Origin of the sequence: Pseudomonas sp. RW407, from assembly GCF_003176655.1 — a bacterium.
GTDB lineage: Bacteria > Pseudomonadota > Gammaproteobacteria > Pseudomonadales > Pseudomonadaceae > Pseudomonas > Pseudomonas delhiensis.
This window is the reverse complement of record NZ_QGSL01000091.1, coordinates 944,670-956,055: the sequence shown is the minus strand read 5'-3', so window position 1 is coordinate 956,055 and position 11,386 is coordinate 944,670. Positions and strand designations below refer to the sequence as shown.

Below are 11,386 nucleotides of genomic sequence, written 5' to 3'. Positions count from 1 at the left end.
GGAGGATCGGGGTCAGCGGGCTGGACATGGGCGGCTCCTGGGCTGCGATGGTCGATGGCCCAGGCTAGCGGCGGCCTGCGCCGGCGGCTTGTCCGAGGCTGCCAGGCGGGCATGACCCCGGCTGCCGGCGTGGCAGCCGTGGACAAGTCCGCCGGCAAGCCTGGGCAAGACGCCAGCAGGCCGCGGGCGCACAGTGGGCGCCAGGCTCCACCGCGCCGCTTGCCGGCGCCCCGGCGCAGGGGAGGGTGGGGCGCGGCCAATCCAACAATAAGCGGCCGCGACGGGGCATCGCCCCTTGCATGCCTAAGCCACAACAAACCAGAACATCTGCTTAGAGGCCCACCACCATGTCCATCCAGCAGCAGCTCGACGCCCACCTGAGGCGCGGCTCGGTCGGTTTTCCCACCGCCCTGGCCAGCACCATCGGCCTGATCATGGCCAGCCCCGTCATCCTCACCGCCACCATGGGCTTCGGCATCGGCGGCAGCGCCTTCGCCGCGGCCATGGTGATCGCCATGCTGATGATGCTGGCGCAGTCCACCACCTTCGCCGAGGCGGCCTCGATGCTGCCCACCAGCGGCTCGGTGTACGACTACATCTCCTGCGGCATGGGGCGCTTCTTCGCCATCACCGGGACCATCGCCGCCTACCTGATCGTCCACGTCTTCGCCGGCACCGCCGAGACCATCCTCGCCGGGGTGATGGCGCTGGTGAACTTCGAGCACCTCAACACCCTGGCCGAGTCCGCCGGCGGCTCCTGGCTGCTGGGCGTGGGCTTCGTGGTGGTGTTCGGCATCCTCAACGTGTTCGGCGTCAACGCCTTCGGCAAGGCCGAGGTGGTGCTGACCTTCGGCATGTGGACCACCCTGATGGTGTTCGGCGTGCTCGGCCTGCTGGCCGCACCGGCGGTGCAGCTGGACGGCTGGTTCGGCGCCTCCCTGGTCGGCACCGACCTGCAGACCATCCTCTCGCTGGTGGGCATGGCCATGTTCATGTTCGTCGGCTGCGAGTTCGTCACCCCGCTGGCGCCGGACCTGCGCAACTCGGCCCGGGTGATGCCGCGGGCCATGGCCCTGGGTCTGTTCGGCGTGGCCTCGTGCATGTTCATCTACGGCGCGGCGATGAAGCGCCAGGTGGAGAACGTGCTGCTCGACCCGGCCGCCGGCGTGCACTTGCTGGATACCCCCATGGCCATCCCGCGCTTCGCCGAGCAGGTGATGGGCCAGGTCGGCCCGCTGTGGCTGGGCGTGGGCTTCCTGTTCGCCGGCGCCGCCACCATCAACACGCTGATGGCCGGCGTGCCGCGGATCATGTACGGCATGGCCGTGGATGGTGCGCTGCCCAAGTGCTTCGCCTACCTGCAGCCGCGCTTCAAGACCCCGGTGCTGTGCATCCTGGCGGCGGTGCTGATCCCCTGCCTGCACGCCCTGTGGCTGCGCGGCAACACCGACCACATCATGAACCTGGTGCTGGCCGCGGTCTGCGCCTGGAGCACCGCCTACCTGCTGGTGACCCTCTCCGTGGTGCTGCTGCGCATCCGCCGCCCGGACCTGCCGCGCGCCTACCGCTCGCCGCTGTTCCCGCTGCCGCAGATCGTCTCCAGCGTCGGTATCCTCATCGGCATGTGGTACATCACCCCGCCGGGCATGAACCCCACCGACATCTACCTGCCCTTCGCCGTGATGCTCGGCCTGACCGCCGCCTACGCGCTGGTCTGGACGCTGCTGGTGCAGAAGGTCAACCCGTTCCGCCCGGTGCCGGTGGAAGAGGTGCTGGAGAAGGAATTCCGCGCCGAACCCGGCATCCATTCCAGCGAGTTCTATGGCCATGCTTCCAAGGCTGTCTGACTGGCTGCGCCGGCCGCCCTCGGGCTACCGCCCGGGGGTGACCCTGGAGCAGGCCCGGCGCAACCTCGGCGGCCTGGCCTTCGAGGCCCTGGCGCCCGGCGCCGGGCGCTTCAGCACGGTGGACGGCGGGCTGGTCTTCGAATTGCGCGAGCGGCCCCAGGCGCAGTTCCTCATGCACCTGGTGCTCACCGAGTTCGTCGTCGAGGGACCGGCCCTGGCGCCTGGCGAGGCGCGCTTCGAGTTGCGCCACCGGGGCGTACTGCGGCGCCGGGGGGTGGAATGCCGGCAGCGCAGTGGCGATGCGGCCCTGGGCGCGCGCCTGGCCGAGCGCCTGGCGGCCGACGAGCACCTGCAACGGGCGCTACCGCCGCTGGACTTCAAGCGCCTGGAACTGGAGTTCGGCGCCGGGCGCTGGCGCATCCGCCTGGAGCACATGGCCGCCAGCGAGGTGGTCAACCGCCTGCCCAGCTTCCGCCGCTACCTGCGCCTGGACCGCGAACAGCGCGACCACCTGCTGCGCACGCTGTTCCACCTGGGGCGCCTGCTCGGCGACCTCTGAGCGCGGCTTGCCGCGCTTCTTTCATTCACTGTTTATCCAAGGCCACTGGCATGCAGGCTGCATGGGAAACGGCTGTCAGAAATTCGTTGCGGGCAATTAGATAACATGTTAACTGTTTCGCGACAACAACAAGGCCACCCTACGGAGGTGCGTATGCAAGCCCATCACGCGGCCCAGGTCGGGCTGGAAGGCTGGAGCGCGGCGTTGCGCGCCATCTGCGGCCAGTTCGAGACCCAGCTGGCTTTCAGCCGCTCGCTGTTCATCGGCGAGATCCACGCGCAATCGCACTCCGGCCTGACCATGGCGCACCTGCGCACCAATGCCGGGCTGATCGCCCGCAAGCGCCTCAACGCGGACCAGGACGACGACCGCCATTGCTTCCTGATCAGCCAGCGCAGCGGCTTCTCCCAGGTCAGCCAGAACGGCGTGGACATCCAGCTGGCCCCCGGCGAGCTGCTGCTGATGGATTCGGTGGGCAGCTGCGAGATCACCCCCTTCGGCCTCATCGAGCACGCCTCCCTGCACCTGCCGCGCACGGCGCTGGACAAGGTGCTGCCCGGGCGCAGCAAGTTCGGCAAGGTCTCCGCCGCCTGCGCCAGCGGGCGCATGCTGCACCTGCTGGTGGACCAGCTGTGCCGCGAGTCCGGCTCGAGCCCCGCCGGCGCCGAAAGCGAGGCCCTGGTGAACGCCTTCATCGCCCTGCTGCCCACGGCCCTGGGCGCCAGCGACGAAGCGCCGGCCGGCGGCGAGGCGCTGCAGGGCGGCAACCTGCGCAGCTACGTGCAGAAGGTCATCGACGAATCCCTCGCCCAGCCGGGCCTGAACCCCCAGGGCCTGGCGCAGCGCCTGAACATCTCGGTACGCCACCTGTACCGCCTGTTCGAGGAGCAGGGCGACAGCGTCTGCCGCTACATCCAGCGGGCGCGTCTGCAGCGCAGCGCCGACGACCTGGCCAACCCCATCCTCAGGGGCGAGTCGATCACCACCATCGCCTACAAGTGGGGCTTCACCGACTCGGCGCACTTCAGCCGCGCCTTCAAGAAGCACTTCGAGCGCTCGCCGAAGGACTACCGCGCCTGCGCCCTGGGCGCGGCCTGAATCACAGCAACTGGTCGATGAGCACGGCGTTGCTGTAGATCAGGCTGCCGTCGCTGGCGCGGTGGCCCACCAGGTGGAAGTGGCCGCGCTCGTCGCGGTCCAGGTAGACGCGCATCCGGCAGTCGGACAGCGGGCTGTATTCCTCGGGCAGGTTCAGCTCCAGGGTGCTCATGTCGACGTCCACCCAGCGCTCGGGCTCATGGGTGCGCTGCAGTTCCTCCTCGGCGTCTTCCAGGTGCCGGCGGTCGGTGCCGCTGAGGTAGAAGTGGATGTCCTCGATGGGCATGGGCTGGGCGTCGGGGTTGGTCTTGCACCAGCCTTCGATGGTCAGGGTGCTCATGGCGTGGCCTCCGTTTCGCTGGCCGGCAGCAATCGCCCGGCCTGTCCCGATTGGACCACGCGTGCGCGGTGCCTGCTGCGGCGCCTGGACAAACGGAGCGATGGCCGGTGCGGGGCACCGGCCATCGGGGCTCAGTCGGCGAGCTGGCGCGCCAGGTCCTGCACGCGCTGGCGGAGGAAGGCCGCCGCTTCGGCGCCCGGCTGCTGCAGCTGGATGAAGTCCAGCAGCGGGTCGTCCACCGCGGTGCGGATGCCGCTCATCTCCTCCAGCACCGCCAGGCCGCAGAAGGGCACGTAGGCCTCGGCGTAGCCGCCCTCGTGGACCAGCACCAGGCGCCCGTCGCAGAGCTGTTCGGCGGCCTCGCGCAGGCGCGCGGTCATGGCGCGGAAGGAGCCGCTGTGCAGCAGCATGCGCGCCAGCGGGTCCACCGCGTTGGCGTCGTAGCCGCAGGCGACGACGATCAGCTGCGGGCGGAAGCGCCGCAGGGCCGGCAGGACGATTTCGTCCAGCGCCTGCAGGTAGGCGTCGTGGCCGCTGCCGGCCGGTAGCGGGACGTTCAGGTTGGCGCCCAGGCCGGCGCCGCGGCCGCGGTCGGCGACGCCGCCGTAGCCCGGCGGGAAGCAGTTCTCCTGGTGCAGCGAGAGGCTCAGCACGTCGCCGCGTTCCTCGTAGATGGCCTGGGTGCCGTTGCCGTGGTGCACGTCCCAGTCCACCACCGCCACCCGCTCGATGCCGTGGTTCGCCCTGGCCGCCTCGATGGCGATGGGGATGTTGGCCAGCATGCAGAAGCCCATGGCCTGGTCGGCCAGGCAGTGGTGGCCCGGCGGGCGCGACAGCGAGTAGGCGTTGTCCGCCTCGCCGCGCAGCACGCAGTCCACCGCGGCCGTGGCCAGGCCGGCGGAGAGCCTGGCGATCTCGTAGCTGCCCGGGCCGATGGGCGCGTGGTCGCCCAGTTCGCCGCCGCCGGCGTCGCTCAGGGCCTTGAAGCGTTGCAGGTAGCGCTCCGGGTGCACGCGCAGCAGGTCCCGCTCGCTGGCCGGCTCGGCGCTGCGCAGGTCCAGCTGGCGGGTGAGGCCGGAAACGTCCATCAGGTTCTTCAGGCGGCGCTTGCTTTCCGGCGATTCGGCGTGGCCGCCGCCGGCCGGCGGCTGCACCCAGCCGCCCACGGGCAGGAACAGGGCGTGCTGGCTGGCGCTGTGCCAGAGGCTCAGTTCGTCGAAGAAGAACGCGGTGCGTCGGGTCATGGAAGGCTCCATTCATAGGTGTTTATAGGTGTTCACAGGGATTCACAGGGGTTGCGCAGTGGCGGCCGCCGCGCGCGGGCGGCTGCCGAGGATCAGCGGCAGGGACAGGGCGGTGAGCGCGGCGGCGCCCAGCAGCAGGCCGTGGAAGCCGCCGTCGGCGCCGATCAGCCGCCCGCCGAGGGCCGGGCCGAGTGCCAGGCCGGCGCCTATCACCAGGTTGCTCAGGCTCATCAGCCGGCCGCTGGCGTCCAGCTCGGCGAGGCAGGCGAGGATGAACGGCAGGGCGTAGGTCCAGGTGAACTTGAACAGCAGCGCGGCCAGGGCGAAGCGCGCCAGGCCCGGGGCGCCGAGCAGCAGCAGGATGGCCACGGCCATCAGGGCGAAGCCGCCGGCCAGCTGGCGTTCGCGGCGCCAGCGCTCGCCCGCCAGGCTGGCGCAGGCGGCCCCGGCGATGCCGGCCAGGGTGGCCACGGCCAGCACCTCGCCGCCCAGGGTGGCGGCCAGCCCGGCGCGTTCGCCGATGGCGCCGACGAAGGTCCAGACCGCGCTGAGGGCGACGTAGAAGCCGAGCAGGCCGAGGATGGCGACGGCGATCTTCCAGCGCGGCGCCTCGACGGCGCCGCGGCTGCCGGCGCTGGCCACGGCGCCGCGGGGGAAGGCGCGCACCAGCGGCAGCGCCAGCAGCATCAGCCCGGCCAGCGCCAGGTAGCCGGCGCCCAGGCCGTAGGCCTGGTACAGGCGCGGCAGCACGGCCAGGCCGACGGCGCCGAGCACCAGTTGGCCGAGCACCCAGATGCCGTAGGCGCGGCTGGGGTTGGGCATGCCGGCGGCGCAGGACAGGCAGAGGATCATCAGCGAGCCGCCGCAGAAGGCGCTGAGGGCGCGCAGGGCGAGCAGCGCCTGGTAGCCGCTGGCGCTGGCCGAGGCCAGGTTGGCCAGGATGAAGCCCAGCGCCGCCAGCAGCCCGGCCAGGCGCCAGTCCACGCGCCTGAGCCAGAACAGCGAAGGCAGGGTGGCCAGGCTCATGGCGCCCAGCTCGACGGCGAACAGGTCGCCGATGCGCGCCGGCGCCAGTTGCAGCTGGGTGGCCAGCTGGCTGGCGATGGCCGGGGCGGTGAGCAGCACCGCCGGGGTGATGGCGGCGAACAGCACCACGGCCGCCAGCAGGGCCGGGGAGGGATTGCGCGGAAGGGGCATGGCGGCGACCTCAGAAGGCGTGGACGAAGCGCAGCAGCAGGTTGTCCTGGGCATACGCGTTGGCGGTGGAGACATTGCGGGTGAGGCCGAGCAGCACCTGGTTGCGCTTGTCCAGCCAGTGGCCGACCTCGAAGCCGGCCTGGGTGTAGCGCTGGTGGCTGTCGTCGATGTCGTGGCCGCCCAGGCGCAGGGCGCCGCCGTCGGCGGCGATCAGCCGCAGCGCGGCGTAGGTGGCGGGAGTGAAGTCGTAGGAGGCGAACGCCTGCAGGCGGTACAGCGGTTTCTGTTCGAGGGTGGCGCCGAGGTAGTCGTCGTTGTCGCCGTAGAGCTGGGCCTCGAGGTTGGCTTCCAGCACCCAGTTCTCGCCGACGCCCCGGGTGTAGTTGTAGTTCAGGTGCAGGGCCCAGCGGTTGGCCCCCGGCGACACGCCCGGGTCCTTGGCGTGGTACTCGCCCAGGGGCAGGCTGACCAGGGCCAGCAGGCCGCTGTAGGTGCGCGTCTGCGGCTCGTCGATGAAGAACAGCGTGCCGCCCACCTGCGGGTCGCCCAGCCCGCGCTCGCGGCTGTGCTCGGCGGCGCCGGGGCCGCGCGCCTCGATGTCGGCGTAGGGCACGATGAACTGCGGCGTGCACAGGCGCCCGCAGATGTCGCTGAACCACAACTGGCGGTAGGCCAGGGCATTGACCTTCAGGTCGGCCTTGCCGGTGCTGTCCGCCGCGCCGTGGTAGTCGTCGGAGCGCGTCAGCGGCAGGTAGGTCACCCCCAGGCTGGTGCCCACAGGGGCGGAAAAGAAGTCGCGGGCGTTGAGGTCGGCGGCCTGGGCCTGGCCGAGGTACAGCGCGCCAAGGGCGCAGAGCGAAAGGCTTGGGTGCAGCTTCATGGTGGTTTTCTTCTTCTGTGAGGCGGGCGAAAGCCTCCCCTGGCGCCGCGCGCGGGCGCGGCGTCGGGATGTGGAGGCGGTGGAGGGAAGCGGCCGGCGTCAGCCGGGCGGGTGGTGCAGCAGCTGGGCGATGCCGGCCTTGCCGTTGACGCCGAGCTTGCTGTAGATGCTGCGGATGTGGTGGCGCACGGTGTTCGGCGCCAGGCCCAGCTCGCGGGCGATTTCCTTGTAGGTGCTGCCCAGGCCGAAGCGCTGCGCCACCTCGGCCTCGCGGGTGCTCAGGCGGGCCATGGCCGGGCACAGGCGGGCGCTGAGCAGCAGCAGGTCGTGCACGGCGGTGGCCTGCAGCTGCAGGCGCTGGCCGCTGTAGCCGGCGGCCGGGTCGACCGCCTCGGGCAGGCACGGGCCGGTCCAGCGCGGCCACTCGTGCAGCAGCAGCTCGACGAAGCCTCGCTCGGCGTAGTGCAGCATGCCGCGCCGGTCGCACACCGCCAGGGCCAGCGGGTTGGGGGCGTCCAGGCGCTCGCGCAGGGCCACCAGCGCGCGGATCTGGTTGGCCCCTTCGGCGGCCACCAGGTGCGGCATCATCTGGTCCACCAGGAAGCGCTCGCGGGCGTCGAAGGGGCGCGCGCCGGCGCGGCGGTACAGGCTCAGGTGCAGGCTGAGCTGGGTGCGCGGGTCGATGTGGATGATGCAGAGGAACTCGCCGAAGCCGTGGCGCTCGGCCAGCCAGCGCAGGCCCGGGGTGCAGTCGGCGGCGCGGGTGTCGATGCGCACCGAGCGGCCCGGGGTGGCATAGACGCGCTTGACGGTGATGTCCTGGTGGCGGATCGCCTGCCAGTCGGCCAGGTAGCTGTCCGGCAGCCGGAACAGGTGGCTGCTGTGCTCCAGCGGCAGGCCGTCGACCAGCGCCGCGCGGCCCCACCAGGCCATGTCGAAGTCCAGCAGTTGCCGCAGGCGGTGCATGGCGGCGGCGTGGAAGCCGGGTAGCGCGCATTCCTGGGCCAGGCGCTGGAGGTCCAGGACCAGGGCGTTGAATTCGCTGAAGCGCTGGGCGCCGAAGGTCAGGTCGAGGGTGCTGCTCATGGGGTCCCCCTGCTGCGACTTTAGTTGTTGTTGTCAGTCATCAGTGAGCGGCCGGGTGTCGGAACGACAGGGCAGGGCCTGGGTTCGAGTATCTTCGCTGCGCTGCGCGCGCACCATCCTGCAGATGCAGGATGGTGGGCCCTTCAGGCCAGCGCGGCGGTGCTTTCCGGCAGGGTGGCGCCGCCGTCCACCACCAGGGTCTGGCCGGTGATGTAGGCGGCGGCGTCGGAGGCGAGGAAGAGCATGGCGTTGGCGATGTCCGCCGGCTGGCCGAGGTGGCCCAGGGGGATGCCGGCGGCGATGCGCGCCTCCAGGGCCTGGTCGCCGAGGTTGGCCATGGCCGGGGTGCGGATCATGCCCGGCTCCACGCCGTTGACGCGCACCTTGCGTGGCGCCAGCTCCAGCGCGGCGTTGCGGATGAAGCCGTTGACCCCGGCCTTGGACGCCGCGTAGTGGCTCAGCCCCGGGTAGGCCACCCGGGGGCCCGTGACCGACGAGGTGGCCAGCACGCAGCCGCCGCCGCGCGCGGCGAACAGCGGCAGGGCGGCCTGGGTCAGCCAGAACAGCGCGCCCAGGTTCACCGCCAGGGTGCGTTGCAGCAGCTCCGGGGTGATGGCGGCGAAGTCGGTCAGCGGGAAGTGGGCGGCGTTGTGCACCAGCACGTCCAGGCCGTCCAGCCCGGCGAGGGCGGCGGCGATGGCCGGGGGATCGGCCAGGTCCACGGCCAGCGCCCGCGCCTCGCGGCCCTGGCTGCGCAGTTCGCCGGCCAGGGCTTCGACGGCGCCTGCCTGGCGGTCGAGCAGCAGCAGGCTGGCACCGGCTTCGGCGAAGCCCTCGGCGATGCGGCGGCCGATGCCCTGGGCCGCGCCGGTGACCAGCACCCGCTTGCCGCCGAAGTCGAAGCGCGTCATGGCCCATCCTCCAGGCGTTCGAAGGCCAGCGTCGGCAGGTCCACCACGCTGGCGCCGCCATCGGCCACCAGGCAGGCGCCGGTGACGATGGCCGCCGCGTCGCTGGCGAGGAACCGGCACAGCCCGGCGATCTCGTCCGCCGTGGCCGGGCGGCGCAGCGGCACCTCGGCGGTGACCCGCGCGTAGGCGGCGTCCAGGCTTTCGCCATGGTGCCGCATCAGCGGCTGCATCTCGGCGTCGGCCATGGGCGTGCGCACCCAGCCCGGGCACAGGGCGTTGACGCGCACGCCGCGCGGGCCGTAGTCCCGCGCCAGGGAGCGCATCAGGCCGATGAGGGCGTGCTTGGCGACGGTGTAGCCACACACGCCGGGCCCGGCCACCAGGGAAGCGATGGAGCCCACCAGCACCATGTTGCCGCGCCGCGCCAGCAGCGACGGCAGGCAGGCGCGGGCGCTGGCGAAGGCGCTGTCGAGGTTGCCACGCAGGGCCTCGCGCCAGGCCGCATCGCTGGTCTCGCCGGCCGTGCCCAGGCCGTGGCCGCCGGCGCAGGCGACGAGCACGTCGATGCCGCCGAACGCCGCCTCGATGCGCTGCACGAAGCCCCGCCAGGTTTCGCCGTCGGCGGCGTCGCCGGCCAGCACCAGGCCGCCGGTGCTGGCCGCCACCTGTTCCAGCGCCTCGCGGCGGCGGCCGATCAGCACCAGCTGGTCGCCCGCTTCGGCGAAGCGCCGCGCGCAGGCCGCGCCTATGCCGGTGCCGGCGCCGGTGACGACGACGACCCGGCCGCTCATGCGTACACCGTGCGGTTGAGCTCGTCGCAGTAGGAGGCGACCGGGAAGTTGGACAGCTCGTCGAAGGCGGCGCCGGCATAGCCGAAGATCTTGCCGTCGCTGCGGTGCTGCTGCAGGTCGATCATCACCAGGCCGAGGGTGGGGACGATCTTCTCGCGCCAGACGAACAGGTACAGCTGGTCGGCGACCTTGTAGTAGTGGCAGCGGTCGGTGTCGCACAGCCCGGCCTCGACGCCGCCCAGGCACTGCCAGGTGTAGAAGTCGTCGTTCAGGTAGATGTGCTCGTAGACCTCGCTGGGGCTGTAGCGGTAGCGGTTGCGCAGGCCCACCAGCTCGCGGGTCGGGGCGTGGGGGCAGGCGCCGTCCTGCCAGGGGCGGTCGAGGCTGCCGTGGAGGATCTGCACCTGCACGCCGGTCAGGTCCTTGCCGGCCAGGGCACGGGCGTAGAGGCCCTCGGCGGTGTCCGCGGCGTCGGGCAGGCGGCCGAGCACGGCGGTGAAGGACTGGCTGTGGCGGTCCAGCACCAGGCTGACCGACCAGGCCTGGCCATCCTCGCGCTTGATGAAGTCGACCAGGACGATGCCGAGGCGCACCGAGGTGGCGCGATAGGGCGCCTCGCCCGCGCAATGGCCGTCGGCGGCGTGCCAGCGGGTGGTCTCGGCGTCGAACTGGTGCTCGATGCGCCAGCCGTTGGCGAAGTGCAGTTCCAGGCGCTGCCCGGCGAGGTCGGCCAGGCGCGGCAGGATGAAGGCTTCGGGGGCGAAACCCTCGGCGAGGGCGCCGACGGTGATCCAGTCGGAAGAGGTGCTCATGGGTGGGACTCCTGTGTCTGTGGAGCCTCCATGCTGCGTGGTGTGGCGCGGGCGGAACATCAACCGGATGGTTGATCCAGGAACAGCCGCGCCAGCAGTTCGGTGCGGCTGGCCACGCCGGCCTTGCGGAACAGGTGGATGAGGTGCGTCTTCACCGTGGCCAGGCCCAGGCCGAGCTGGCGCGCCAGGTCCTTGTTGCTGGCACCGTCGCGCAGCAGCAGGGCGATCTCGCGCTCGCGCGGAGTGAGCTGGGCGAGGGCGCCGGGGCTGCGCGGCAGGGCCTGGGCGGCCAGCTCCAGCAGCCCCTGCAGGGCCCGCAGGCGGTCGAATTCGTCGCTGGAGAAGGGCGCCTCGCCGACGCGCCGCAGCAGGGAAAGCCCGGCCAGCGGGCGGCCCTTGTCGGCGGCGATGACCTCCACCACGTCGATCACCCCGTGCCGGCGCAGGAAACCGTGGTAGCGCTCGCGCTGCGCGTCGGGCTGCTGCGCCATGCCCACGGCCAGGGGCACTACCGGCAGCCCGGTGGCCAGGCAGGCGCGGGGCTGCAGCGGGTCGAGGCGGTGATAGTGGTCGAGGTAGTCGGCATGCATCTGCCGGCCCATGCCGAGCAACTGGAAGTCG

At 71.7% G+C, this 11,386-nt stretch carries 12 protein-coding genes; 3 read left to right on the top strand and 9 right to left on the bottom strand.

Features of this window, described 5'->3' with window-relative positions:
* The first annotated feature begins 347 nt into the window (after window positions 1-347).
* From DK254_RS16770 to feaR, 3 genes are all read left to right on the top strand, one after another.
* Window positions 348-1,847, top strand: a complete 1,500-nt coding sequence (locus DK254_RS16770) for an APC family permease (RefSeq protein ID WP_109934651.1) — start codon at window positions 348-350, stop codon at window positions 1,845-1,847.
* A complete protein-coding gene (locus tag DK254_RS16765) occupies window positions 1,828-2,406 on the top strand; it encodes a DUF3156 family protein (RefSeq protein ID WP_109934698.1) in 579 nt (192 codons plus the stop codon). Before DK254_RS16770 ends, DK254_RS16765 begins: the two co-directional genes overlap by 20 nt.
* Before the next feature lie 153 nt (window positions 2,407-2,559).
* Window positions 2,560-3,504, top strand: coding sequence for a transcriptional regulator FeaR (gene feaR, locus DK254_RS16760; RefSeq protein WP_109934650.1), 945 nt, complete (start codon window positions 2,560-2,562; stop codon window positions 3,502-3,504).
* 1 nt (window position 3,505) lies between these two features.
* Here feaR and DK254_RS16755 read toward each other — a convergent pair whose 3' ends face one another.
* The 9 genes from DK254_RS16755 to DK254_RS16715 all read right to left on the bottom strand — a co-directional run.
* Window positions 3,506-3,844 (bottom strand): hypothetical protein, encoded by a 339-nt coding sequence (locus tag DK254_RS16755; RefSeq protein WP_089393984.1) that lies wholly within the window; start codon window positions 3,842-3,844, stop codon window positions 3,506-3,508.
* A gap of 131 nt (window positions 3,845-3,975) precedes the next feature.
* The gene (locus DK254_RS16750) at window positions 3,976-5,088 is read right to left on the bottom strand and encodes a class II histone deacetylase (RefSeq protein WP_109934649.1); all 1,113 of its coding nucleotides are present in this window, start codon (window positions 5,086-5,088) and stop codon (window positions 3,976-3,978) included.
* Between the two features lie 42 nt (window positions 5,089-5,130).
* Window positions 5,131-6,285, bottom strand: a complete 1,155-nt coding sequence (locus DK254_RS16745; protein ID WP_109934648.1) for an MFS transporter — start codon at window positions 6,283-6,285, stop codon at window positions 5,131-5,133.
* 10 nt (window positions 6,286-6,295) lie between these two features.
* Window positions 6,296-7,165, bottom strand: coding sequence for a transporter (locus DK254_RS16740; RefSeq protein ID WP_109934647.1), 870 nt, complete (start codon window positions 7,163-7,165; stop codon window positions 6,296-6,298).
* 99 nt (window positions 7,166-7,264) lie between these two features.
* Window positions 7,265-8,251 (bottom strand): LuxR C-terminal-related transcriptional regulator, encoded by a 987-nt coding sequence (locus DK254_RS16735; RefSeq protein ID WP_109934646.1) that lies wholly within the window; start codon window positions 8,249-8,251, stop codon window positions 7,265-7,267.
* A gap of 143 nt (window positions 8,252-8,394) precedes the next feature.
* Window positions 8,395-9,162, bottom strand: coding sequence for an SDR family oxidoreductase (locus DK254_RS16730; RefSeq protein ID WP_109934645.1), 768 nt, complete (start codon window positions 9,160-9,162; stop codon window positions 8,395-8,397).
* Window positions 9,159-9,953 carry an SDR family NAD(P)-dependent oxidoreductase gene (locus DK254_RS16725; protein ID WP_109934644.1) on the bottom strand — a complete coding sequence of 265 codons (795 nt, stop codon included), beginning with the start codon at window positions 9,951-9,953 and terminating at the stop codon, window positions 9,159-9,161. The genes DK254_RS16730 and DK254_RS16725 overlap by 4 nt, the downstream gene beginning before the upstream one ends.
* Window positions 9,950-10,765, bottom strand: coding sequence for a molybdenum cofactor biosynthesis F family protein (locus DK254_RS16720; RefSeq protein WP_109934643.1), 816 nt, complete (start codon window positions 10,763-10,765; stop codon window positions 9,950-9,952). The genes DK254_RS16725 and DK254_RS16720 overlap by 4 nt, the downstream gene beginning before the upstream one ends.
* 59 nt (window positions 10,766-10,824) lie before the next feature.
* Window positions 10,825-11,386: LuxR C-terminal-related transcriptional regulator (locus tag DK254_RS16715; protein WP_109934697.1), on the bottom strand; the 562-nt coding region annotated here is incomplete at its 5' end.

Bases quoted from the DNA above. Each gene is read 5' to 3' on its own strand.
- DK254_RS16755 (WP_089393984.1), bottom strand. From the start codon at position 3,844: ATGAGCACCCTGACCATCGAAGGCTGGTGCAAGACCAACCCCGACGCC.
- DK254_RS16720 (WP_109934643.1), bottom strand. From the start codon at position 10,765: ATGAGCACCTCTTCCGACTGGATCACCGTCGGCGCCCTCGCCGAGGGT.
- feaR (WP_109934650.1), top strand. From the start codon at position 2,560: ATGCAAGCCCATCACGCGGCCCAGGTCGGGCTGGAAGGCTGGAGCGCG.
- DK254_RS16725 (WP_109934644.1), bottom strand. From the start codon at position 9,953: ATGAGCGGCCGGGTCGTCGTCGTCACCGGCGCCGGCACCGGCATAGGC.
- DK254_RS16745 (WP_109934648.1), bottom strand. From the start codon at position 6,285: ATGCCCCTTCCGCGCAATCCCTCCCCGGCCCTGCTGGCGGCCGTGGTG.
- DK254_RS16740 (WP_109934647.1), bottom strand. From the start codon at position 7,165: ATGAAGCTGCACCCAAGCCTTTCGCTCTGCGCCCTTGGCGCGCTGTAC.
- DK254_RS16770 (WP_109934651.1), top strand. From the start codon at position 348: ATGTCCATCCAGCAGCAGCTCGACGCCCACCTGAGGCGCGGCTCGGTC.
- DK254_RS16750 (WP_109934649.1), bottom strand. From the start codon at position 5,088: ATGACCCGACGCACCGCGTTCTTCTTCGACGAACTGAGCCTCTGGCAC.
- DK254_RS16765 (WP_109934698.1), top strand. From the start codon at position 1,828: ATGCTTCCAAGGCTGTCTGACTGGCTGCGCCGGCCGCCCTCGGGCTAC.
- DK254_RS16730 (WP_109934645.1), bottom strand. From the start codon at position 9,162: ATGACGCGCTTCGACTTCGGCGGCAAGCGGGTGCTGGTCACCGGCGCG.
- DK254_RS16735 (WP_109934646.1), bottom strand. From the start codon at position 8,251: ATGAGCAGCACCCTCGACCTGACCTTCGGCGCCCAGCGCTTCAGCGAA.